General features: G+C 46.8%; 26 protein-coding genes. 3 read left to right on the forward strand and 23 right to left on the reverse strand.

Going from position 1 to position 24,896, the window contains the following annotated elements; genetic code table 11:
* Positions 1-10: 10 nt before the first annotated feature.
* The 3 genes from secF to AC3WU2_RS09835 form a co-directional block, all read right to left on the reverse strand.
* A complete protein-coding gene (secF, locus tag AC3WU2_RS09825) occupies positions 11-955 on the reverse strand; it encodes a protein translocase subunit SecF (protein ID WP_492453644.1) in 945 nt (314 codons plus the stop codon).
* Positions 945-2,210 carry a protein translocase subunit SecD gene (secD, locus tag AC3WU2_RS09830; protein ID WP_492453646.1) on the reverse strand — a complete coding sequence of 422 codons (1,266 nt, stop codon included), beginning with the start codon at positions 2,208-2,210 and terminating at the stop codon, positions 945-947. The genes secF and secD overlap by 11 nt, the downstream gene beginning before the upstream one ends.
* 271 nt (positions 2,211-2,481) lie before the next feature.
* Positions 2,482-2,739: a post-transcriptional regulator gene (locus AC3WU2_RS09835; protein ID WP_018757063.1), complete on the reverse strand. Its 258-nt coding sequence runs from the start codon at positions 2,737-2,739 to the stop codon at positions 2,482-2,484.
* Positions 2,740-2,924: 185 nt separating this feature from the next.
* Between AC3WU2_RS09835 and spoVB the strand changes: the two genes are divergently transcribed.
* The gene (gene spoVB / locus AC3WU2_RS09840; protein ID WP_492453648.1) at positions 2,925-4,553 is read left to right on the forward strand and encodes a stage V sporulation protein B; all 1,629 of its coding nucleotides are present in this window, start codon (positions 2,925-2,927) and stop codon (positions 4,551-4,553) included.
* An 8-nt stretch (positions 4,554-4,561) separates the two neighbouring features.
* Here spoVB and AC3WU2_RS09845 read toward each other — a convergent pair whose 3' ends face one another.
* A complete protein-coding gene (locus tag AC3WU2_RS09845) occupies positions 4,562-5,290 on the reverse strand; it encodes a DUF421 domain-containing protein (RefSeq protein WP_492453650.1) in 729 nt (242 codons plus the stop codon).
* Between the two features lie 383 nt (positions 5,291-5,673).
* On the opposite strand from AC3WU2_RS09845, the gene AC3WU2_RS09850 reads away from it, so the two are divergent.
* Both AC3WU2_RS09850 and AC3WU2_RS09855 read left to right on the forward strand, forming a co-directional pair.
* Positions 5,674-6,066, forward strand: a complete 393-nt coding sequence (locus tag AC3WU2_RS09850) for a TIGR04086 family membrane protein (protein WP_018757060.1) — start codon at positions 5,674-5,676, stop codon at positions 6,064-6,066.
* Between the two features lie 74 nt (positions 6,067-6,140).
* Positions 6,141-6,980, forward strand: a complete 840-nt coding sequence (locus tag AC3WU2_RS09855) for a phosphatase PAP2 family protein (RefSeq protein ID WP_018757059.1) — start codon at positions 6,141-6,143, stop codon at positions 6,978-6,980.
* An 89-nt stretch (positions 6,981-7,069) separates the two neighbouring features.
* On the opposite strand, the gene yajC is transcribed toward AC3WU2_RS09855, so the two are convergent.
* The 19 genes from yajC to rplU all read right to left on the reverse strand — a co-directional run bounded on the left by yajC (position 7,070) and on the right by rplU (position 24,714).
* Positions 7,070-7,390 (reverse strand): preprotein translocase subunit YajC, encoded by a 321-nt coding sequence (gene yajC, locus AC3WU2_RS09860; protein WP_492453653.1) that lies wholly within the window; start codon positions 7,388-7,390, stop codon positions 7,070-7,072.
* A gap of 48 nt (positions 7,391-7,438) precedes the next feature.
* The gene (tgt, locus tag AC3WU2_RS09865; protein ID WP_379345751.1) at positions 7,439-8,575 is read right to left on the reverse strand and encodes a tRNA guanosine(34) transglycosylase Tgt; all 1,137 of its coding nucleotides are present in this window, start codon (positions 8,573-8,575) and stop codon (positions 7,439-7,441) included.
* A gap of 22 nt (positions 8,576-8,597) precedes the next feature.
* On the reverse strand, positions 8,598-9,626 hold the full coding sequence (gene queA / locus AC3WU2_RS09870) for a tRNA preQ1(34) S-adenosylmethionine ribosyltransferase-isomerase QueA (RefSeq protein ID WP_492453655.1): 1,029 nt from the start codon (positions 9,624-9,626) through the stop codon (positions 8,598-8,600).
* A gap of 10 nt (positions 9,627-9,636) precedes the next feature.
* Positions 9,637-11,766, reverse strand: coding sequence for a SpoIID/LytB domain-containing protein (locus AC3WU2_RS09875; protein WP_492453657.1), 2,130 nt, complete (start codon positions 11,764-11,766; stop codon positions 9,637-9,639).
* Between the two features lie 18 nt (positions 11,767-11,784).
* Complete coding sequence (gene ruvB, locus AC3WU2_RS09880; protein ID WP_492453659.1) at positions 11,785-12,795, reverse strand: Holliday junction branch migration DNA helicase RuvB; 1,011 nt, start codon at positions 12,793-12,795, stop codon at positions 11,785-11,787.
* 77 nt (positions 12,796-12,872) lie between these two features.
* On the reverse strand, positions 12,873-13,496 hold the full coding sequence (ruvA, locus tag AC3WU2_RS09885; RefSeq protein WP_314587155.1) for a Holliday junction branch migration protein RuvA: 624 nt from the start codon (positions 13,494-13,496) through the stop codon (positions 12,873-12,875).
* Positions 13,489-13,995 (reverse strand): crossover junction endodeoxyribonuclease RuvC, encoded by a 507-nt coding sequence (gene ruvC / locus AC3WU2_RS09890; protein WP_379345744.1) that lies wholly within the window; start codon positions 13,993-13,995, stop codon positions 13,489-13,491. The genes ruvA and ruvC overlap by 8 nt, the downstream gene beginning before the upstream one ends.
* Positions 13,996-14,113: 118 nt before the next feature.
* Positions 14,114-15,256 carry a cation:proton antiporter gene (locus AC3WU2_RS09895; RefSeq protein ID WP_492453662.1) on the reverse strand — a complete coding sequence of 381 codons (1,143 nt, stop codon included), beginning with the start codon at positions 15,254-15,256 and terminating at the stop codon, positions 14,114-14,116.
* Positions 15,257-15,366: 110 nt separating this feature from the next.
* A complete protein-coding gene (locus AC3WU2_RS09900) occupies positions 15,367-15,969 on the reverse strand; it encodes a BofC C-terminal domain-containing protein (protein WP_492454037.1) in 603 nt (200 codons plus the stop codon).
* Between the two features lie 137 nt (positions 15,970-16,106).
* Positions 16,107-17,438 carry a LysM peptidoglycan-binding domain-containing protein gene (locus AC3WU2_RS09905; RefSeq protein ID WP_492453664.1) on the reverse strand — a complete coding sequence of 444 codons (1,332 nt, stop codon included), beginning with the start codon at positions 17,436-17,438 and terminating at the stop codon, positions 16,107-16,109.
* 221 nt (positions 17,439-17,659) lie between these two features.
* Positions 17,660-18,541 carry a prephenate dehydratase gene (pheA, locus tag AC3WU2_RS09910; RefSeq protein WP_492453666.1) on the reverse strand — a complete coding sequence of 294 codons (882 nt, stop codon included), beginning with the start codon at positions 18,539-18,541 and terminating at the stop codon, positions 17,660-17,662.
* 2 nt (positions 18,542-18,543) lie between these two features.
* Positions 18,544-19,506, reverse strand: coding sequence for a homoserine kinase (thrB, locus tag AC3WU2_RS09915; RefSeq protein WP_492453668.1), 963 nt, complete (start codon positions 19,504-19,506; stop codon positions 18,544-18,546).
* 36 nt (positions 19,507-19,542) lie between these two features.
* Positions 19,543-20,829: a homoserine dehydrogenase gene (locus AC3WU2_RS09920; RefSeq protein ID WP_492453670.1), complete on the reverse strand. Its 1,287-nt coding sequence runs from the start codon at positions 20,827-20,829 to the stop codon at positions 19,543-19,545.
* 27 nt (positions 20,830-20,856) lie between these two features.
* Positions 20,857-21,294: an ACT domain-containing protein gene (locus tag AC3WU2_RS09925; protein ID WP_492453672.1), complete on the reverse strand. Its 438-nt coding sequence runs from the start codon at positions 21,292-21,294 to the stop codon at positions 20,857-20,859.
* A gap of 198 nt (positions 21,295-21,492) precedes the next feature.
* Positions 21,493-22,806 (reverse strand): GTPase ObgE, encoded by a 1,314-nt coding sequence (obgE, locus tag AC3WU2_RS09930; RefSeq protein ID WP_492453674.1) that lies wholly within the window; start codon positions 22,804-22,806, stop codon positions 21,493-21,495.
* A 12-nt stretch (positions 22,807-22,818) separates the two neighbouring features.
* A complete protein-coding gene (locus AC3WU2_RS09935) occupies positions 22,819-23,544 on the reverse strand; it encodes a Spo0B domain-containing protein (protein WP_492453676.1) in 726 nt (241 codons plus the stop codon).
* A 180-nt stretch (positions 23,545-23,724) separates the two neighbouring features.
* Positions 23,725-24,036 (reverse strand): 50S ribosomal protein L27, encoded by a 312-nt coding sequence (gene rpmA / locus AC3WU2_RS09940; protein WP_018757042.1) that lies wholly within the window; start codon positions 24,034-24,036, stop codon positions 23,725-23,727.
* Positions 24,037-24,058: 22 nt separating this feature from the next.
* Positions 24,059-24,391 (reverse strand): ribosomal-processing cysteine protease Prp, encoded by a 333-nt coding sequence (locus AC3WU2_RS09945; RefSeq protein WP_492453678.1) that lies wholly within the window; start codon positions 24,389-24,391, stop codon positions 24,059-24,061.
* 11 nt (positions 24,392-24,402) lie between these two features.
* Positions 24,403-24,714, reverse strand: coding sequence for a 50S ribosomal protein L21 (gene rplU / locus AC3WU2_RS09950; RefSeq protein ID WP_018757040.1), 312 nt, complete (start codon positions 24,712-24,714; stop codon positions 24,403-24,405).
* Positions 24,715-24,896 lie beyond the last annotated feature (182 nt).

A 24,896-nucleotide genomic window follows, 5' to 3' on the forward strand; every position in this document is an offset into this window, starting at 1 on the left:
ACGCCGTCAATTAAGTTGTCGCTTTAGAAGCTTCGTTCTGCTTCTTAGCCTTATTCTTCAGCACTAACCACAATGGGCTTGCAATAAAGATGGACGTGTATGCACCACATACAAGACCAATCGTCATTGCGAGTGAGAACATACGGATTGATTCACTACCGAAGAGCAGTAGGCAGAATGCAGCGATGAATACCGTAAATACGGTGTTGATCGAACGTGTCATTGTCTGCGAAATACTGTGATTCACTAGTCTAATCAAATCATCCGTGTTCTTGATTTTAGCAAAGCGCAGGTTCTCACGAATCCGGTCGAAGATAACGACGGTATCGTTGATCGAATAACCAATGATCGTAAGAATTGCCAGAATAAACGTTAAGTTGACTTCCAGACGGAAGATCGAGAATACGCTGATAACGATAAATGACGTATGAAGCAAGGCGATAATGGCCGCAATTGCGAAACGCCACTCAAAACGGATACTAACATAAATAATAATCCCGATACTTGCAATTGCAACGGATAACAGCGCATTGGTCTGCAGCTCTCTAGCGATTTCAACATCAACGGTATTGATCTCGAAAGATGCTTTTGGATCAAATTTTGCTTGGAAATCCTTCTTGAATTTGATTTCTTGATCGTGTGTAAGGACGTCCCCAAGACGAACCGTTACACGGTCGCTGCTGGTCTGAACCGTATGGTCCTTCGTAAAGCCTTGTCCTACAACGAACTGCTCTACCTCTGCTTTGGATATTTCCTTGTTCACAGTGACATCAATACTGGACCCCTCACGGAAATCCACACCATAATTCAATCCGAAGATAGAAAGTACAATCACGCCGAGCAATGTAATGATGATGGAGAACGTGAAGAAATACTTGCTTAATTTAACAAAATCGACTTTATATTTGTCTGTATCCAGGTAATGCTTGTTCGCATTCTTGTTCTTAGAGGTCACGTACTTCACGCTCCTTCACGCCGAAATATCCAAGTTTGTGTCCAACGCCATCTTTGAGCAACAGGTCCATCAAGAACCGTGAGAAGACAACGTTCGTGAGCAAACTTGTAATAATCGTCAAGATCAGAATTAACGCGAACCCTTTAACCGTACCTGTACCTAGCGCGAACAATACCGCAGCCGCGATCATCGTCGTCACGTGAGAGTCAATGATCGTACGAAGGGATGTTCTTGAACCCGCTTTGAACGAAGACAGAATGCTCTTCCCGCTGCGTAGTTCTTCCTTCACCCGCTCGTAGGTTATGATATTCGCATCGACGGCCATCCCGATCCCGAGTACAAATGCTGCAATACCCGGCAACGTTAAAGTAATATTCGCCAGCTTAAAGACGAGCAATAACAGCCATGTGAAGGAAATCAGCGTGAAGCAAGCAATCGCGCCTGGAAGGCGGTAGAATACGAGCATGAATAACAAAATAATGCCACAACCGATAAGACTTGCGATCATTGTCGCATTAAGCGATTTCTGTCCGAGCGTCGCTTCTACGCTGTTCGAATATTTCTCATTCAATTTGAGTGGAAGTGCACCCAAGTTGATCGTATCACGCATTTCTTTTGCTTCTTCAACCGTGTAATTACCCGAGATAACAGCTGTTCCATCTGTGAAGACGCCATTAACAACCGGGTCAGACAATAGGCGATCATCCAAGAAAATCGCTAGGTTTTTGCCTAACAAACGCTGAGAAATCTCTTGAAATTTTTTCTTGTCTTTAATTTTGATGGCGATTTGTGGTTCACGAAGCTGGCTGTAAGTCAATTCCGCTCCATTCTCCACGAAATCATCACCGCGAAGTTCAATCTTCGGATACTTCTCCAAATCGGTCTTCGCGTCCGCTTTTCCACCTTCTGCGCTGCGGAACGTTAGATCTGCAGGCTTCTTCATGATTTCACGAACTTCTTCTTCGTTCTTTATCCCTGCAATTTTGACACGGATCCGATCTGTCCCTTCTGGGTAGATCTCCGGTTCACTCGTACCGAGTGCATTCGCACGTTTCTCGAGACTCTTTGCCGTCTGGAGAAGTGCTTCTTTCGTTACTTTCCCGTTCGCATCTAGTGGCTGGGCCTGATAGAGAATCTCAAATCCTCCCTTGAGGTCTAATCCCAGCCGGATGTCTTTCAACAATCCTGGGGTAGTCCATGCCATAACACCAGCGGACACTACCACGATAAGCCAAAAAGCTACAACTCTTTTCATACCGTCCCCTGTTCCCCTTTCAATACTCAATATTCCTATTATAGCGACGCTCTAAAATCGAGTCAATTTATGACGTAATATGGCACATTTGCCAAACTCGTATCGAAGCCTTTTCATTTCCTTATAATGTAAGAAAAACCTTTATCGAAGTCAATTCACAGGGCTGTGCGACCGCGTTTAGAGGTAGTTTTTATCTCCAATAGTAAAGTTATGCAACAGTACCAGCACTTCATCAAACTGCACTTGCCTCGCGTTGAGAAAAGCCCTCCTTTTATCCAAAAGGAGAGCCCTTAAATGCCGCCATCGTCATATAATTCATAAAGCTTGTCGCTTTTAACGATAGAATATCATTTACCACTTGATGGAGCTGTGGCATGCCTTTCTTAACATATTTATTACTCACACATTCCCAGATTTCTTCTGCCGTGACATGTTCATATCCAATTAAATGAAACTCCTCGGCCTTGCTCTGGCATAGCTGTGCAAATACCTCATCTAAATTTTGGTCTGATTCCCAATCATTGCTCATTGATGCGTCCCTCCTAACCTTTCGGGAACAAGCTTGTCCAATCAACCCTTGTGATGTAGTATTCGATCCTTCATCAGGGTTATCCTGCCCACGATCGGTCCTCGTGAAAAATATAGTTCGATCACCCTCTGCATGTCAAGCATCTTTCATGCATAGATATGAATGGACAGCCTGGAGCTTGACTCATGCGCATAAAAATGAAGAAGGAAGAGGGATCCCTATTGCGCAAGCAATCTTTTATTAAAGGAACCATGATCTTACTCGCTGCCGGTATTATTAATCGAATACTCGGGTTTATCCCTCGCATTACGCTACCACGTGTCATTGGAGCTGAGGGCGTCGGCCTGTATCAGTTAAGCTACCCATTCCTCATCGTCATTGTAACCATCATTACGGGAGGCATTCCACTTGCGATTGCCAAACTCGTTGCCGAAGCCGATTCGCAAGAAGATAATACAAAGGTTCGTAAGATCCTGACCGTATCCCTCATTTTCACCATTGGGATCAGTTTGCTATTCACTTTGTTATGTATTCTATTTGCCCCTTGGATTACGACACATGTGCTCACGGATTCTCGCGTCTATCTCACCTTCCTCAGTATGGCGCCGATGATTCCGGTAATTGCGGTCTCGTCTGTCTTCCGTGGCTATTTCCAAGGCAAACAAAATATGATTCCTACCGCAGCTTCTGGGATTATCGAGACGTTGGTCCGTATCGTTGCGATGCTCACTCTGTCTTATCTATTCCTGCCAATGGGTATCGAGTACGCAGCGGCAGGTGCTATGTTAGGTGTCGTGGCCGGTGAATTCTGCGGATTTTTCACTTTGTTCTGGCACTATTGGATGAACAAAAGATCAGCAGCTAAATCCTTCCAAAACGATACGTCGAATGCACCTCAAACAGATGCAGTCACAGATAAACATACCGGCGTTCTGAAACGTATTATGGGTATCTCAATCCCCGTCACCGCAGGTCGACTCGTCGGATCGCTATCGTATCTTTTTGAATCCATCTTAACGATGCAGAGCCTTGCCATTGCAGGCGTCGCCACCGGTATCGCAACGGCTCAATACGGAGCACTGCAAGGGATGATCATCCCGATCATCATGCTGCCTGGCGCACTAACTTACTCGCTGGCCGTATCTCTCGTTCCTTCGCTATCCGAGGCAGCTGCACGGAAGGATTCAAAGACGATCCACAAACGACTTCATCAGGCCATTCGACTCGCGCTGGTCTCCGGGGCTCCTTTCGCGATCATTATGTTCGTCCTAGCAGAACCACTGTGCCTCTTGCTCTATAATAACGGCGAAGTCGCGAACATGCTCAAATGGATGGCACCTGTCGCGCTGTTCATTTACATTCAGGCACCTTTACAAGCTGCGCTCCAAGCTTTGAATGAACCTGGTAAGGCCCTGCTCAATACATTCATTGGTGCGGCGATTAAATTGATCCTGATCGTCCAGCTCGCTTCCAATCCGGATTTAGGCATCTATGGTGCTCTTATTGCCATCATGGTGAATATTCTCGTCGTCACGATCCTGCATCTTCAGAGCGTTATCCGTGTCCTTCACTTCCGGATGTCGTGGTTAGATCTGATCAAAGTCGGTGCATCGATGATCATTATGGGCGCAGTCGTTCAATTTATTTTCCGGCAGCCTAGCTTGAGTCTGGATAACTGGGCTCGCATGCTGATCGCTTGTACTGCCGGCCTTATCATTTATTTGGTCATGATGTTCCTCGTCAAATTAGTGGACCGACATGATATCATTCGGATCCCGATTATCGGCAAATTTTTTCAGAACCGCGCCTCCTGATTGATTATCTACCCCTTCTGCCTTGTATCAATGAATAGTTGTCCTTTATGGTCAATCGTGCAGAAGAACACCTCTTTGAAATCTTGAACGCCTTTTTCTTGAATTTTATTTTTGAGCCAGAACCGCGTCTTCTCAATTTTCTCTAGGTTCTCATCCTGCACTTTCCCATCCATAATCAAAGGCAGCGGAAGTGACGCATACTTGATTTGATCCGCATGAGGAATCGCGTTCGTATGTTTATGAGAATCAGTCGGATTGGATGAATTATCGTCGTCTGATGACTCTTGCTCTTTCTTCAAAATAACACTTAGCTTCCCTGTCGTCTCCAGCATCGCGAATTGCACATCATTTAAATTCTCCACCTGCTGATCCCTTAGCTGCTGCATCAGATCATCAAGTGTATAGCGCTGTCTACGCATTTCATCCGCATCGAGCTTCCCATTGTTCACAATCATGCTCGGCCGGCCGTCGAAGAGAAGACGAACCGTCCGATTCTTGAGTGAAATGTAGGCGATGCTCACTTGAATCACCAATAACGTCAGAATCGGCAAAATCCCGTCCCATAGCGGACGCTTCACATCATCCAAGACGAAAACGGCACTCTCGGCAATCATAATGGAGATCACCAGATCGAATACCGATAGCTTACCGATTTCGCGTTTTCCCATCAGACGCAGCACCAGAAATACAATGAAGTATACGAGCACTGTACGAAAAATAACGGTCAGATTTTCCATTCCGCCCTATACCTCCTAGGTGAATTGTTGTGATTACCCTGGCTTCATGTATCTGGTATTCTGACCGCCGCTGGCTCGACTCATACTCCGATCGCCAGTTTAAATAAATGGAAATGGATTGCATCCTTGTACTAATTTATACAGCCTGACCATACACTGTTGGTAATAGAGGAAGTTCAAAAAGTCATCTTATGATCACGATGTGCAATCGAGAAGCGGATTCGACATCGAATCTTGCATTCAACTTCGAACTCCGGTGCTCATTTAGGTTTTGCCTAAACTCCGCTCCTCCTTCTTCAGTTTCATCCAACCTTCTCGGTGCTAATAAGTCGACTTTTTGAACACTTTTTAAGCTTTAACAAAAATAGAGGAGGGATTTACGCATGAATCCGATTAACCGTGTCTCGAAATTCCATATTTCTAGTCCGATTCTTTCGGGATTAACGTATGCTTTTATCTGGATGACGTTAGGAGCACTTGCTCTATCCATGCTGCTCTGGCTAAGCGGTATGCAGGAAGAGAATCTCCCGAAATACAGCTATATTCTCCATGGCTTTGCCCTCTTCATCGGTGGTATGACATCTGGACGCCGTTCGGAGAAACGCGGCTGGTACTATGGCGGGCTGCTCGGCATTCTCTACTGTCTCATTGTCATGCTTATTAGTTTCCTTGCCTACGATGCTGGATTCAATGTCTCCGTCCTTGTGATGCTTGTCGCTGCATTCTCTATCGCAGCCATCGGCGGCATGCTAGGTGTTAATATGAAAAGATCGTAATGTTTCTTCCTGGTAGATATGTGATATAATGTTGCAGGTATCACAATCGCAGTTTAATAGGGAGGCAAAGTACGTTGGTTTTATTTCATTCCATGCAGATGGTAAGCTTGCTGACTGCTGCAGCTTTTATTCTGCTTATATGGTTCGGAGCCATGAAGAATCCGATCAAGATTGCCGGAATTTTCGTCCGTCAGCTTTTCAGTTCTCGTAAATATTTATTTCATATCATAGCACTCATTGCGATTCTACTACTCAATAATGTCGAATTGCAGATCGAAAATGCCATGAATCTGACATGGGATTTCACACCGATGATTCACCAGCTTGAAGGGAATTTCGTTCAAACGGTTCAACATTTTTTCGCAAATAACTGGATTACGACGGTTGTCGGCTTTTTTTATGTCGTTATCTTCCAAACATTGCTGCTCTCTTCCTTGGCTATCTATACAGCGGAGAAAAAAGATGAAATGGTCTATGCTACAATCTACGCGGTCATTATCAACTATGTCATCGCCATTCCTTTCTATCTCTTCTTCCCTGTCAATGAAGTCTGGTCCTATGCGCCAGCACAGGTACAATTCTTAATGCTGGATGTCTATCCGAAATTCGAAGAACAGTACAGAGCATTATCAGGACTCAACAATTGTTTCCCAAGCCTGCATACGTCGATCTCCGTGACACTTGCCATTCTGGCGATTCGTTCGGGGAACAGACGATGGGCCATCTTCACCACAGCAAGCGCAGCCATCATTGTATTCTCTATTTTCTATCTAGGAATTCACTGGTTGACGGATATGCTCGGGGGAGTAGTACTCGCCGTAACAGCTTCATCCATCGGATATTGGTTCGCGCATCGAGGTACTGTGCAGTCTCCAGCAAGGCTCCGTGTACCAAATCGAGATGTGGGACAGTAACAGTCGATCGATTGGAGCGGAAATGTGAATATATGCGAAAAAGAGCTCTCTTCCTAAGAAGAGAGCTCTTTTGGTGTCATACCTATGTACTAGGATGCGTCGGAAGTTTTAGTGATTGTACTAATCGCGCTGCGATCGAAAGTAAGCTTCGTCGCGTCATTCACAAGTAGAACAACAACATCTTCCGTAATTTCATGAATTGTTCCGTGCAGACCGCCGATTGTTACGATTTTATCGCCTTTTTTCACTGCGCTAAGCATCGAATTACGCGTCTTTTGTTTCTTCTGCTGTGGACGAATCAATAAGAAATAGAACACAGCGAACATCAATACGAATGGTAAAATCATTCCCCAAATGCTACCGCCGCCAGCTGCTGCTGGATCTGCTGCTACATAATCTAAATATTGCATCGTTATCCCCCCTTTCAAAGACTATCAATCTTATGTACAAGCGGATTCTTAGAACCCGCTTTCATTCTCATGCATGCCGTATTGTTCAAAGAATTCATCTCTGAAATCAAGTAACCGATCATCTCTTATCGCTTGTCTCACATTCCGCATCAAATTGATAAGGAAATGAAGATTATGATACGTTGTCAAACGTAGACCAAATGTTTCATCTGCCTTGATCAGATGTCTCAAGTAAGCACGTGAGTAATTCTTACACGTATAGCAATCACAATTCGGGTCAAGCGGACCAAAATCGCGAGCAAACTTCGCATTACGTACGACAAGTCGACCTTGGCTTGTCATCGTCGTTCCATTCCGTGCAATCCGAGTCGGCAGCACGCAGTCGAACATATCGACACCGCGAATGGAACCTTCGATCAGCGCATCCGGTGATCCAACCCCCATCAAATAACGTGGTTTGTTCACAGGGAGTAGAGGTGTCGTATAATCGAGCACTTCATACATCAAATGCTTCGGTTCTCCGACGCTCAATCCACCAATAGCATAACCCGGGAAATCCATCGAAGTCAAATCAGCCGCGCTCTGTCTGCGCAGATCCTCGAACATACCACCCTGCACAATAGCGAACAACCCTTGATCATGCGGACGTGCATGACTCTTCAGGCAACGCTCCGCCCAACGTGTCGTGCGCTCTAAGGAATTCTTCACGTAGGAATGTTCCGCCGGGAATGGAGCACATTCATCGAATGCCATCATAATATCCGAACCCAGTGCATTCTGAATCTCCATGGCAACTTCCGGTGATAAGAACAGCTTATCACCGCTCAAGTGGGAACGGAAATGCACGCCTTCTTCGGTAATCTTCCGCATTTCTGCCAAGCTGAACACTTGAAATCCGCCGCTGTCTGTGAGAATCGGACGATCCCAATTCATAAACTTATGCAGACCGCCTGCTTCACGAACGATGTCGTGACCTGGACGTAAGAATAGGTGATACGTGTTGCTCAGAATAATGTGAGCATCCATTTGCTTCAGTTCTTCAGGGCTCATCGTCTTCACGGAAGCCTGCGTACCTACAGGCATGAAGGTTGGTGTCTCAATGACCCCGTGAGGCGTGTGTACACGGCCGAGACGTGCGCCTGATTGTTTACAAGTCTTAATATGTTCGTAAGTAATAGCTGCCATTTTATCGCTTCCTCTGTACCGTCTAGTAGATAAACATTGCATCACCAAAGCTAAAGAACCGGTATTCATGTTCAATGGCTTCTTGGTATGCTCTTAATATCGTTTCTCGTCCTGCTAATGCACTCACGAGCATGACAAGCGTAGATTTGGGTAAATGAAAATTCGTTATGAGCGCATTCACGAGTTTGAACGTATATCCTGGGTAAATAAAGATCGACGTCCACCCGCTGCAAGCTTCAATTGGCTGATCACCAAATCGTGTACCAATCGTCTCTAATGTTCGTGCTGACGTTGTTCCTACAGCAACGATGCGTCCCCCACGATCTCGCGCAGCTTGTATAAGCGCAGCCGTCTCCGGGCTAATCGAATAGAATTCCTCATGCATAACATGATCTTCGACCCGCTCCGCAGACATCGGACGGAAAGTTCCTAGACCGACATGGAGGGTAATATAAGCGATCTGAATTCCTTTGGCCTCAATTCGCCCCAGCAGCTCCTCGGTAAAATGCAAACCTGCTGTTGGCGCTGCCGCAGAACCCTCGTGCTTCGCATATACTGTCTGATAACGCTCACGGTCATCCAACTGCTCTTTAATATATGGCGGCAATGGCATTTGACCCAATCGATCCAATATTTCATTAAAGATGCCGTTGTAATGAAAACGCATCACGCGCGCGCCCATCTCGCCCTCAGTCTCAACGGTTGCTGATAACTCATCGCTGAACTGAATGACGGTACCAATCTTAGCCCGTTTCGCCGGCTTGACTAGCCCTTCCCAGCGGTCATCTCCAAGGTTCTTGAGTAGGAGCACTTCCATCTTCGCACCTGTATCTAGCTTCTCCCCGAAGATTCGTGCAGGGATGACACGTGTATCATTTAAAACCAAGGTATCCCCTGGCTCCAAATAATCGATGAGCTCTGAAAAAACATGATGTTCAATATGGCCTGTTTCTTTATGTACAGTAAGCAGCTTAGATCCTGTGCGATCCAAGAGCGGTGTCTGAGCTATCAAATGCTCTGGTAAATGAAAATCATATAAGTCCACATTCATGATCGCTATTTCATTCCTTAACCAAATTAATATCTTTATAATAGTATTGCAATATCGATTGGTAATCATACCCTTGATCTGCGAGGCCTTTCGCGCCCCATTGAGACATGCCAACCCCATGTCCATTTCCAGTACCGATGAACCGGTACAATGCTTCTCCTGTGATCACATGAACTTGTCCATGCCCACCCATAATGAGGTTCGATCCTGGATTCAGCGCAGCATTGCCTTTGCTCGTTACGGCTTGAACCTTGCCATTGCTGCTTGCCAAGGTCCGGGTTGCCCCGTTCGCACCTAATATAGTATAACTGCCCGTTTCTTCAATATCAAATCGGGTACTTGGCAAGCCATTCAATGCACTGCGAAGCGTGTCCGGATTCTTGACATCGAATACTTGTCCATTGACCTTGATCTCGGTCACACGATCAGATGGACCACGTCCTGATACTTCAAGCCGTGCAATCGAACTTCCAACGGGGGTCTTTGATTTACCCGACATGGCTTTGACTAATTCGTCCGACGTGTATGGACCTCGAATCCAATGCATCGTATTCGATTGAATCGTTTTGTCCAAGATCACGACTTCCGTACCGATATTTACGATTGCCACCGGTTTCACATCGGCTTGAATAAGCGGGATATCTCGAAGATTCGTCCCATCGGTTGTAATCGTATAAATCGGTAAGCCTGCATCTGTCTTCCTTCCGGAATCCTTCACGAGGTCTTCTCGTACATAACCTGTCGTGTTATCACTTAGCATCACACGATACCAATAAGGCAATCCCTTTTCAGCGACATCATCAGGACTGTCGACACTCACGAGATAGGAAGTTTTATTGCCCCAAATTTCGGAGCTATCTGCTGTCTTCCCACCGCTATTCGAGGAATAGACTGGCTCGATCAGTTTGCCGCCAATCTTCATAACGATCCCTGACGTCGCCTCGACAGCCGCATTCGTATTCGGATGCTCCTTGTCCATGCCATAATAGGCTTGACTCAGGGTTGTATCGACTACTTGGCCAATCTTGAATTTGTTGCCTTGGAAGAGTGCATACGTACGAGCCGCTACGGCCTGTGCCTTAAGCGATTCCGCCGGCCAGGAGGGCGAGACTTCCATCGCGACGACGGAATATAGATACTGCTCCAGCGGTAATTCATTCACAAGAGCTAGTCGATTATTATAGGCGCTAATCTCGAAGCTCCCTCGATACGTCCGATTACTCCGTTCCGATAATTTGATTCCCGAAGACGAGCCGTTAATCCACAATTTCGCTCCTGCAGATCCACTCATCGAATATTGGGGTATTGGCTCGCTGCCATTGGCATAACCAACGGTTACGTTATCTTGAGCAAGCAGCCCCATTTGCGAAGCATCTACAGGTTGAAGAGACATGCCTGGCAGCTTTTGTGCTGCTTGATTACGAAGGGCATTCAATTCGGCTTGATCCGCAGCTTGTCCGACCCATACCGCGAACTGCAAGCCTCCTCCGGTCTTCGTGATGGCGATATAAGCATCCATCCCTGCGTCGAGTATTTTCTGCTGAACGGCAGCAGCTTGTTGTTCCGACCCATAACTTCCTGCTCCGAGATGCAGATTTCCCGTAATGACGGGCTTATCTTTCTTATAGTAAGCAGCCAAGCTCGCATCAGTTGTCACACGGTCACGAACCTTGCTCGCTTCAGCAGCACTGACATAATCCCCGAGAACGATTTGATAAGTTGCCACGCCTTGGCGGCGCACCATCATGACGGAAGGGGCTTCCTTCATCGCTTGCAGTCGATTCACTACGCCGTTTACTTCCCGTGTGTCCGTCGTCTCGAGTACCTTCACGGCATACGCATCTAGGCCGAATTTCACCGATTGATTCGCACTCGCATTAAGCCAAGGATCCCCTTGAACGCCGATCTGAAATCCACTTGTTGACGTGAGTGTCACCGTTGATTGAATAGCTTTGTACTGACTGCCTAGATCGGCAAAGATGACGACACGGATCTGATCCGCTTGCTCCGATGCTGTAGCTTCCTTTGCAGATATCGAATTCATCATCATTGGTGTTGTAGCAACAGATAGTGTGAGTATGGCCGCTAAGCCTACTTTTCCCATGAAAGAACGTGCTCTACCTCTCCCTAGTAAGTACATGAGTTCCTCCTCAGCGATTTACTTGTTGTGATCTGTAGGTATAGGAATGCCAAGATGTCTGTATCCTAATTCGGTAACCATTCGACCGCGCGGTGAGCGTTGCAAGAACCCGATTTGCAGCAGATAAGGTTCGTAGACATCTTCAATCGTCTGACTCTCTTCCCCAATGGTCGCTGCAATCGTATCAAGCCCTACTGGGCCTCCTCTGAAGTGACGAATCATCGCCGTCAACATCTTATGGTCGATTTGATCGAGTCCCGCTTCATCCACTTGAATCATCCGTAAGGCTTCATTCGCGATCGTCGCTGTAATAATACCGTCCCCACGCACTTGCGCGAAATCCCGCACCCGCTTCAGCAGACGATTCGCAATCCGCGGTGTCCCACGGGATCGAAGCGCGATTTCTTCCGCCGCATTGCCCACAATTTGAACACCAAGAATATCGGAAGCGCGCGACACAATAAATGTTAATTCATCCACCGTGTAGAACTCTAGACGGCTTACAACACCGAAGCGGTCTCGCAAAGGCGCAGACAAGAGTCCCGCACGCGTCGTCGCACCGATCAGCGTGAATGGCGGAAGATCTAACCGTACGGATCGAGCGCTAGGTCCTTTACCAATCATAATATCAAGCGCGAAATCCTCCATCGCAGGATAGAGGACTTCTTCGACCGTACGATGCAGGCGATGGATTTCATCGATGAACAACACGTCATTCTCCTGCAGATTCGTTAGTAGCGCTGCCAGATCGCCAGGACGTTCAATTGCTGGACCTGAAGTTGTGCGTAGATTGACGCCCAGCTCATTGGCAATAATGTTCGACAATGTCGTCTTGCCAAGACCAGGTGGCCCGTACAGCAGCACATGATCCAGCGCTTCCTTACGCATCTTCGCGGCTTCAATGAATACTTTCAAATTCTCTTTCACTTGGTTCTGTCCGATATATTCGGATAAATAACGAGGGCGAAGGCTCAGCTCCACCGCTTGATCTTCCATCATTAAATTCGCCGATATGATTCGATCATCCATTACAGTTCCTTTCGCTCCCCTCGATCACTAATTATTCTGACGTCAGCAATATCCGAAACGTTGCATATCACGTCGAATTAACCCTTGAACAACAATTGAAGCGCTCGTTTCATGAGCGTATCTACGCCGTCCTTGTCGCTCGCATTGTCCTTCATTGTATGCCATACACGATCCAGCTCCGCTTCGGTGTAACCGAGTGCTTTAAGCGCTTCTTTGGCTTCTGGCCATGCGCCGCCGCCAAGTGCTGTATCGGTCGCTGTTCCCATCAAAAGACCGCCTGCCGATACATCCAGCCCAAGTCCGATATGATCCAGCTTGTCCTTCAAATCCAGCACCATCCGTTGCGCCGTCTTCTTGCCAATACCCGGCAGCTTCGTAAGGAACGCTAAATTCTCTTGCTGAATCGCTGCCACGAGCGTCTCCGGGCGTCCACCAGCGAGCACGCCTAAGGCTACCTTCGGTCCAATACCAGACACGTCCAGCAGACGACGGAAGAGCTTCTGTTCTTCGCGTGAACTGAACCCGAACAATAGAATGGCATCTTCGCGCACATGATGGTGAATATAGACTGTCACCGATTGATCACTCTTCGCAAAAAAATACGGATTCGGGCAGAACACCCGATATCCTACACCTTGTACATCCAGCACAATATATTCTGTCTCTAAATGAGCAACTTTGCCATGTAAATAATCAATCATTTCGCAATACCTCGGCTATTTTATTATTTAATGTACTAGAATGGGCGTGGCATACAGCGACCGCAAGCGCATCCGCCACATCATCCGGCTTCGGAATGGCCTTCAACTTGAGGAACATGCGAACCATCTCCTGCACCTGCTTCTTCTCTGCCTTTCCATATCCGACCACAGCTTGTTTCACCTGCAGCGGTGTGTACTCTGCTACAGGAATCCCGCGCTGCACAGCAGCAAGAATCTGAACCCCTCTTGCCTGCCCTACAGTAAAGGCCGTCGTAACGTTCCGATTGAAGAACAACCTCTCCAGTGCCATCGCATCTGGTTTATATTTATCAATCAACTGCAATGTTGCTTCATAGACCTGCAGCAGACGCTCCTCCGTAGGTGTATGCGCCTCTGTCTGAATACATCCATACTGAACAGGGGTTAGCTTACTCCCCTCTTTATCAATAAAGCCAAAACCGACGATCGCAATCCCCGGGTCAATTCCCAAAATACGCAAAAAAAATCTCTCCCTCATCCAATGAAGCGAACATATGTATCCACTTCATTATAACAAATGTTGATGAGGAAGAGAACTTTAATATTTAGACCTTATGGATACCGTACCAATCTGAACTCTATTTCGACTTCGACTGGAACGACAATTTAAGCATCGGCGGCGTTACCAATGTCGTCAGAATCACAACAATAACAAGCGGTGTAAAATACTCTTGCGCCAGTAAGCCTGATGACAATCCGGTCGTCGCAATGATGAGCGCCACTTCACCGCGCGAGACCATCCCCGAACCGATCCCGATCGATGAGCGGAGATCAAATCCTGTAAGACGCGCCCCAAGTCCCGAACCAATCAATTTGGTAATAATCGCAACAATGGTAAAGACGATAATGAACCAAAGTTGACTGCCGACACCATTAAAGTTGACATCCAGCCCAACACTGACGAAGAAAATAGGGACAAAAATCGCATATGCAATCGGCTCTAAACGATGTTCGACATCGTGCTTATATGGGGTTTGTGAGATCGCGATCCCCGCAGCAAATGCACCGATGATTCCAGCAACACCAAGCCATTCCGCCAAATAAGAGAAGCCAAAGCATATAATCAATGCGCCACTGATGAGCGCTTCCGTTACGCGAAGCGGCGCGAATATTTTCATAATCCAAGGTACAGCAAAGATACCAAGCACAGCAGCACCGGCGAAGAACAGAACTTTTTTCCCGATAACCATGCCAAGGCTTACGTCGGCACCACCGCCGAGCAAACTCATCATAAATGCAAGCAATATCACAACCAAGACATCGTCAACAACGGCCGCGCCGAGAATGGTCGTCCCTTCACGTGTACTCAATTGATTCATATCTTTCAATGTCTGTACAGAAATACTCACCGAAGTCGCACAGAGCAATAACCCCATAAATAAGGAATAATTATTGCTAAGTCCAAAGAACAAACTTGCACTATACCCTCCGATAAACGGTAAAATAATTCCACCGAGTGCTACAGCGAAGGCAGACTTCCAATTTTTACGCAATTGAACCAAATCTGTCTCAAGTCCCGCAATGAACATCAATAAGAGTACGCCAATCTGTGCCAGCTCTTTGATCAAATCCCCGTTCTGAATCCAGCCTAGAAGTGCAGGCCCAATAATAATACCAATGATTAATTTTCCCAACACGGCAGGCTGGCCCAGCTTCACAGTTAAGTCCCCCGCCAGCTTCGTACATACTAGAATAATTACCAATTGTAACACCAAATCCATCCGATCAACCTCCATCACAATCTAACTGTCTGAACATGCTGCTTCGTTTATATGATTCCAAAAAAAAGAAGGACGTTATTCACGCCCATCTTCATTTCTAATACGTACAACTACGATTTTCGTTTCATAACTTTCTCAGATTGCTCCATGGCATAGTCGCTAAATGTAGACAGAACACTATGGTACTCGTCCACATCGCTTACGCGAATTCCTTGGTGCAGTTGGTCTAAGACCGATTTTGGAAGCGAACTTTCCATGGAATCAATATCGACCTGAAAAAATGTTCTCATCACTTTTTCTTCTTTTGGAGGTCCATCATAGAGTGTTAAATTCCCATTCTTATCTACACTAATGTACCCATTTTTCTTGCATGTTGCTGATAAATCCTCAATTTCTTCTGTTATCCATATCTTGCCTGCTTCATCCGTCTTCCCACTCCATTCCGGGTGACGCAGCATCAATTCAATAATCGCATTCGCACTCATCGTCCCAAGGTTTAACTGCTCTTGACCACATACATAGGTACGAGTCAAATAAACTTCTCGATCCTGACCTTCCTCTCGAAGTTTCGCGATCACAGGATCTGACGATCCCGTAGCAGATGTATGATAACCGATAGCAAGCAGCATAATCAGCATACAGAGCAGACCGAGCGATAATAAGGGACGTTTGATTCGACGCAGACGCTTTTTGATTTGTTTCCAACTATTCATCAAATTCACGATAATCCCCTTCTATCCTAATTTTCCCCTAGTGTAGCCATGGAACCATCGATTTATACGATCACCTAGGTGTAAAATAGAAAAGTCACCCTTATTCACTCTAAGGGTGACTCCATAATGAGCATGAATTAACCGTTAATCCAAGGCATACTACGCGATTTCCTAGGCTTCACTTGCCGGCGTGAGCTGCTGCTCGATTTCTTCGAAGAAGTGCGTGCCTTCCCTTTGGACGAGGATCGACTTTCGGAAGATTTCGTACTGCTCTGCTTCGCAGGTTCCGTCTTCGCTGGAGCTGGAGCTGCAGCTGAGTTTGCCTCAGGTGCAACCTCATCCTCTCGAGGGTGACATCCGCAATGCCCTGACATATGATCCATCGAGCTTAGTGGTTGAAACTGTGAACCATACATGTCGGTTCCGTAAGGCATACCGTAAGGATTGAATGGCATTCCTGGCATGCCATACCCCGCTCCTGGATGACCGTATGGATGCATCTGCATACCGTAAGGGTCCATCTGCATTCCGTAAGGGTCCATCATACCATAAGGATTCATGCCGTATGGCATTGGATAACCATCGCTCCCACTTTGCGGCATACCGCCCCAATTCGCAGATGTACTCACCTGTGGCACTTGCGGCAAGTCATAGAGCGATATCGCTTCTGTCGCAGGGACTTGGAATTGAGCGAATAAGTCCTCAGACATGCCTTCACCTGGGTGGCCTTTGTACATGTCATAAGGCATATGCGTTGACAAGGTATTGCAACCGCAATTATTCGTCGGCATTGTATATACCGGCTGATGATGCGTCTGATGCACCTGGTAATGCGGTAAATTCTCGCCGCCCATATGCATACCATGGTGATGCATACCATCATGATGCATACCATCGTGATGCATACCATGGTGATGCATACCATCGTGATGCATACCATGGTGATGCATACCATCGTGATGATGTTTGTGATGAACCTCATGCATAGCCTGAGAGACGCCTGGGAAGGCATTATTAACGGGAGGAGATACGTTCATACCCCCGTCATGCATCGGCATCATGTGCGGGTCCATCGGTGGCATCATGTGCGGGTCCATCGGTGGCATCATGTGCGGGTCTAGCGGCGGCATTCCTCCCGTTACCTTTGGAATGTACACAACCTCCCCGACCGATAACGTATTCGGATCCTTTAATTGCGGATTCGCCATTAGCATATCTTGCAGCGGAATCCCCCATGCTTTTGCTAACTTCCACAATGTATCGCCTTTCTTCACATCGTGTTTATGCATCATTTCATATTCTGGTTTCACCGGTTTTGCTTCCACAGGGATTTTGATTTTCATCCCGACATCAAGCTTATTCGGATCCTTCAAATTGGGGTTTGCATCAATCAGTTTTTGAAGGGGTACTTCATATTTGGTTGCTATGGTGTAGAGCGTATCCCCTTTTTTTACAATGTGAATTTTCACGCGTAAGAACCTCCTACATTTTTTTAGCGGAAAATGAGCCCCAACCGTCTGCATTTCATTACAAAAGTTCCTAACACAGTACAAGAGCCCGGAACCAATTAATACATCCTATGCAATATCTGGGCATTTGACATCCCCTCACACAAAAAAATTCCCCGAGTCTTCGCCGCTCGCGAAGATTCGAGGAATTATAAGAGTCCTTTGGTTATTGAGAAGTCTGATTATGACGTATAAGTCGTGTCAAACGCATAACTTGGGTAGCATCCGAGCACGCGAACTTGCGAGCCAATCGCCTCAATTTCAGCAATCGCTGCAGGCAGCAGAACCGAATCCATCGAAGCCAGAACATCAATATAGAAATAATAATTGCCTAACTGTTTCTTGGTCGGCCGTGATTCAATCCGTGACAAATTGATTCGGCGCCAAGCAAATGCTGATAAAATCTGATGCAAGGCACCAGAATAATCTTGCGGTGGCGTGATCAGAATACTCGTCTTCACTTGATCTGAAGGTGCGATGGGCGCCGTCTTCGGACCGACAAGCAAGAAACGAGTGAAATTGTTCTGATGGTCCGTTACCTGCGGAGCCAGTATATCGAGACCTTGGCTAGCTGCCCCGAGCGTTGTGCCGATCGCAGCGATTCCCTCGCCCGGATGCTCTTTCACCTGCTTTACCGCTTCTGCTGTACTGCTGAGATGTTCGAGCTCCGCATGTGGTAAATATTCGCGAAGGAAATTACGGCATTGGGCAATGGCAACCGGGTGCGACATCACTTTACGAATTTGACTGTAGTTCAGTGATCCATCCGCATTTCGTTCCAATTCATCCCGTCTTCCGATCAAATTCTGAATCGATGGATAGACCCATTCGGCTTGAATCGGCAGATCGACTTCATGCACGAGCCAGTCCATATGAAGACTCACAGAGCCCTCAATCGTATTCTCAATCGGGATCACACTATAATCGGTCTTACCATCAACCGTAGACATGAATACATCCGAAATCAATCTGTGATGCACCATTTCCACGGGCTCTCCCCGAAAAATGTAGGCTGCAGCTTCATGGGATACCGATCCCTGGGGTAACAATGCAATACGAACCATCCTTACATGTCTCCTTTAACAACGTCCATGAACGTTCGGCCCTCGATATCTGGAAGCGCAACAACACCTTCAGTACTTGGTTTCAACCACAGGGTCGAAGCTGTAATCTGTTCACGGTTCAATGTATCCATCAAAAATTGCTCTAATTGTTCCTCACGTGACTCGCGTTCATCTACGAGCGCAATAAGTGTCGGTCCAGCACCACTAAGTGCAACGCCAAGCGCACCATAGTCGGCTGCCTTGTCCAGAATCTCGCTCATACCCGGGATCAGGGAAGCCCGATAAGGCTGGTGGATACGGTCCCGCATCGCATGTCGAATCATTCCGAAATTCTCTGTTGCGAGCGCTGCGACAAGCAGCGAAGAATGACTCACATTAAAGATCGCATCCCCCATCGAGAACTGCTGAGGGAGAATGTTCCGTGCTTTCTCTGTCGCAAGTTGGAACTGAGGGATCGCAACAAGCGTGGTTAGATGAGGACTCGGTGTGAGACGAATGTGATGGGCCTGTGTTCCGTCCCATGTCGCTGCAATAATCCCGCCATATAATGATGCCCCAACATTATCCGGATGCTTCTCCAGCGCTGTAGCCAGTGTGAAGATTCGTTCCTGCGGCAGCACATAGCCGATCAGCGCATTCGCAGCGAACATCCCACCGATAATGGCGGATGCACTGCTCCCGAGTCCACGTGTCAGTGGAATATTGCTGTACATAGAGATTCGCAGCTCAGGAACCGAGACCCCAGCATCATCGAATATCATTTGCGCGACTTTATAGATTAAATTACGTTTGTCGGTCGGAATCCCGCCGAGTTCTTCCCCATATAAGGAAATCGAGGTCTCCTCCGCTGCAGACATTTCGATGTAGGAATATAGCTGTAACGCCATCCCCAGTGTATCGAACCCCGGTCCCAAGTTCGCAGTACTGGCAGGCACTTTGACAATTACACGTTCGTAAGCGTTCATTTTCTTTCTCCTTCTAGCTTGCTTGCAAGTTCTTAATTAACCTTCGACACGATATACACTCTTAATTTTGCGAATCACATCGAGCTGCTCGAAATGCTTCAAGACTTTATCCATGCTCGCCTTGCTCGCATCATGCGTAATAATAATGATTTCCGCTTCCGGATTATCTGGATTGGGCTGCTGCAATACCGATGCCAAGCTAACTTCATATTCTGCAAATACTTGTGTAATACGCGCGAGTACGCCTGCTTTATCTTGAACATGCAAGAGAATGAAGTTCTTGTACTCAATTTGCTCATCCGTCTTAAGCTTCTTCTCTTTGTACGTAACTATAGCTTGTTGCCCATTCACGCCGAGCTTCAAGTTCTTAATGACCGCGACCAAATCCGCAACGACGGATGTAGCTGTTGGCATCTCGCCTGCACCAGCACCATAGAACATCGTCTCGCCTACCGCTTCACCATGGACGTAGACCGCATTGAATACACCGTTCACCGAAGCAATCGGATGCGATTTGCGAATCATCGTTGGTTGAACGCTTAAGCTGATATGCTCATCCTGACGCTCAGCGATCCCGAGCAGCTTCACTTCATAACCAAGGCGTTTCGCGTAGAGGATGTCCTCTTTGGATACGCTGGAAATTCCGCGTACTGACACATCTTCGAGTGCTACATTGGCACGGAAGCCAAGCGTTCCCAAGATCGCCATTTTACGTGCTGCATCTAGACCTTCAACATCGGAAGTCGGATCCGCTTCGGCATAACCAAGCTCTTGCGCTTCCTTAAGCACATCGGCATAAGATGCACCCTCTTGACTCATCTTGGTGAGGATAAAGTTCGTCGTACCGTTCACGATCCCCATAATTTTGAGAATTCGATCCGAGGAGAAGCCCTCAGACAACGTGCGAATAATCGGAATACCCCCGGCAACGCTAGCTTCATAGAAGACATCGCATTGATGTTCTTTGGCCTTCGCCAAGATCTCAGGTCCATGAAGCGCCATTAAGTCCTTGTTCGCCGTTACAACATGTTTGCCGCGCTCAAGTGCCTCTAATAAATATTCTTTCGTTGTCTCAATGCCGCCCATCACTTCAACAATAATATCAATATCGGGATCACGAATAATGTCCCATGCGTTATCAGTCATTTTATGATGCGGCACCGAGATGCTGCGGGATTTGTCTACATTCTTCACCAATACTTTCTCGATAATGACCTCGGATCCTACTTGACTCTGCAAATCGCTCTGATGTCCTTCTACAATACGGACTACACCTGTTCCAACAGTCCCTAGCCCCAATAGCCCTACTCTGATCGGTTTCATGTCTATTCCTCCTGTCTATTCGTTCGATTAACCTTGACCTATGATGGTGGCTCGCTTCACACCTTCATGCGATCGAAATGCTTCGAGCAGCGCTGTCAGGTGATCCCCCATTCGAGATGTCTCCACAGTGATAACGACATTCGCCATCCCTTGCAATGGAATCGTCTGGTGAATGGTCAGTACGTTCCCTTCAAATCCTGCCACAAGTCCGAGCACTTTGGACAGCACACCTGATCGATGCTCGAGATCAACCGATATCGTCACAATCCGTTCGCGATCCAACTGATTCATCATGAATATCCCGTCTTTATACTTGTAAAAAGCACTGCGGCTTAATCCTACTTGCTCTGCTGCTTCATTCACCGTATGTGCAGATCCATCGGCCAATCGTTGTTTGGCCATCACGGTTTTGACAAGTGCATCAGGTAATATATCTTCACGGACCAAATAAAAACGTTCGCTCACTACAATGTCCTCCTATCGAAGACTTTCGTTCGTATATAGTGGACATTATAACGAATATCGGTGATCCGAGCAATAGTTAAATCCATTATACAAAAAAATGCGAGGACTCGTACAAAAAATACCAAACCAAACTTCTATCGCATCGTTCGTGAACTCGAAAAAAAGCCCCTTCGGTCCAACACCGAAGAGGCTTGCATATTAATAATAGTAACTGCTTCCTTCAACAAACTCGAACTCGAAATCGCCGATACGGATGATTGTTCCGTCAACCGCACCGCGTTTACGTAGTTCATCGTCAATACCCATCTTGCGAAGTGTCCGCGCAAACCGGAGGATCGCATCGTGGGAGTTCATCTGCATCCGTTTCATCATACGTTCTACAGCTTCACTCTCAACGACGAACGTCTCGTTCTCGCGACGAATCGTAAACTGTGCTTCTTCTGTCTTCTCGAAGCGATATACCTTACGCTCCTCAACTTCTGCGACTTCTTCCACAAGCACCGCCTCTGGAATCTCTTCCAGAATCGTAGCTGCACGATACAAGAGCTCTTGTACACCTTGTCTTGTAAGGGATGAAATCGGCAAAATTTCGATATCTGGACGCACTTCTGCGACCTTCTTGCGGAATTCCTCCAGATTGTCAGCTGAATCCGGCATATCCATCTTATTCGCAGCTACAATCTGTGGCCGCTCGGATAACTTCGCATTATAGAGGTCCAATTCTTCATTAATCTTAACCCAATCCTCGAATGGATCACGGCCTTCCAAACCCGCCATATCGACGACATGGATAATAACACGTGTACGCTCGACGTGACGCAAAAATTCATGGCCGAGACCAACACCTTCATGCGCTCCTTCGATCAGACCTGGCAAATCCGCCATGACGAAGCTGCGTCCATCCCCAACATCAACAACGCCGAGGTTCGGTGTAATGGTCGTGAAATGATACGCACCGATTTTTGGCTTTGCACCTGACACAACCGAGAGTAACGTCGATTTCCCTACACTTGGGAATCCAACAAGTCCTACATCCGCCATGACTTTCAGTTCAAGTACGATGTATCGCTCTTGACCTTCTTCCCCATTCTCCGCAATTTCCGGCGCTGGATTATTCACCGTTGCGAATCGTGTGTTGCCTCGACCACCGCGTCCACCGCGGGCTACTACAACCTGCTGTCCGTGACGTGTCATGTCTCCGATGACTTCTTCCGTATCTTCATCAATAATAACGGTTCCTGGCGGGATTCGAACGATGGTATGCTCTGCATTCGCACCATGCATACTCTTGTTGCGCCCTTTAATCCCGCGATCTCCCTTGAAATGACGCTGATAACGGAAATCCATCAACGTGCGTAATCCTTCATCTACGCGGAAAATGACATCGCCGCCGCGTCCGCCATCACCACCCGAAGGTCCGCCTTCCGGTACATACTTCTCCCGACGAAAAGAGACGAGTCCATCGCCGCCGTCGCCGCCCTTAACCAATATTCTAGCTTTATCTACAAACATCGTTTCACCTCATTAGGATTCACAAGGCACAAATAAATGCAAGGTCGCTTCATCCTGCTCCACTCGCATCGTACTGCCTTGAATAATCGATTTCACCTTGCTGCCCCAGTCGCGATCTTGCCTTATCTCACCATGATATCGGAAACTGATGCATAATTCATTGTTATTCTTCTCAAACATTATATATAAAATTTGCGGCTCCCCAATTGTCGGCACAGCGCATTGACGCGTCGCCCATATCATTTCTTGTACCGCTCTCGACAACGTCTCTTGAGGTACGGTCAAAGGAATCTCCGCTAAATTGAGCTCGTCCACAATATCTATCTCAAGCTGAATCTCATTGCATATCGTACGGAAAGATTGGAAGAACAATACCAAGGTGGGTATGCCCAGCTTCGCAACCTTACTCTCGGCGTGCATGCGATCTCTTATTCTTTCCACGCTTCGAACTAATTTATCATGTTTCTTCAGCTGGATATATCCTGAAATAATCTGCAAATCGTTCATCCAATCATGTCGATGATGATTCATCGTACGGATGGATTTCACTTGTTCAGCACATATGATTTCCGCTTGTTCCTTACGCACGGACCATTCCATGACTAAGCCTGCGATGATCAGCCAAAGGATCAACAATAGGACACTCCATACAAGCCATTGCTGGATTATGACTACGATGAATAAAGGGATGACTAAAGACACCATCGCCGTCATTCGCATCGTTCTCCAATAGTTCACCGTCTTCACATTCCTCTTCCATGAATTGTCAAACAAAACCCTATACAGTATAGCATGTTCATCACAGCTAAGAAAACCCCACACAGTGGGGCTTTAACTACGAAGCCGATTCAGATACTTTGCGTGGGCCCCGAAATTTCAAAAAAGCCCCCGGCTTGCGCCGAGGGCTCTTATACCGAATTATACTTCGAGTGCTGCTGCTACTGGAGCTGCGTCAACTGGGTAGACGCTCACTTTTTTGCGATCGCGACCCCAACGTTCGAATTTCACGACACCTTCCACTTTCGCGAAAAGCGTATCGTCTTTACCAATACCAACGTTGTTACCTGGGTGAATTTTTGTTCCGCGTTGGCGAACCAAGATGCTTCCTCCAGTAACGAATTGACCGTCAGCACGTTTAGTACCAAGACGTTTGGACTCTGAGTCACGTCCGTTCTTTGTGGAACCTACACCTTTTTTCGATGCGAACAATTGAAGATTCAACTTTAACATGTTGTCTACCTCCTATTCTTAGTTATTTTTTGTCATGTATTTCAATATACGTTCCGTATGATCCTGCGATCGTATTTAACATGACCACCATCGACTCGAGCAGCAATTGTACCTTCGCAGTTGTGTCCGGAGAATCTACAGAAGTTACCCTTCCGCTAAGAAATCCGTTCTTCATCTTGCTATCGAGCACAACGCCTGTTAAAGCTTCAATCGAATTTACCGTCCCTACGCTCACGGCCGATACGCCTGCACAGACAATATCTTCACCATGTTTCGCATAGTTTGCATGTCCGTTAATTGAGAAACTCTCAATCGAACGATCACTTGGATTTCGCGTAATCTTGATGCGTATCATACCGCACCTTCTTATGCTTGGATTTTTTCGATTGTTACTTTAGTGTAAGGTTGACGATGACCTTGTTTTTTGTGGTAATTCTTTTTCGGTTTGTATTTGAAAACAGTGATCTTTTTACCTTTAACGTGCGATTCTACTTTCGCAGTTACAGTTGCACCAGCAACGACAGGAGCTCCTGTTACCAAGCCCTCACCTTTCGATACTGCCAACACGCGGTCAAAAGTTACGTTCTCGCCTTCACCGGCATTCAATTTCTCAATGAACAATACATCGCCTTCTTGCACTTTGTATTGTTTACCACCTGTTTCGATAATTGCGTACATATTCGTGCACCTCCTCATGTCTCAGACTCGCCCGATTTAGGGTGACTGCGCCACTCATCCGAAGATTCATGCGCTGTACTTAGGAACCCGTCCAGTGCGGTTACAGCATGTGTCGCAATATTTACGAAACACATACCTAAGCATATTACCATACTCATCAGCATAAATCAACGGTTATCCCT

The organism is Paenibacillus sp. EB106-05-06-XG162 (assembly GCF_058791655.1).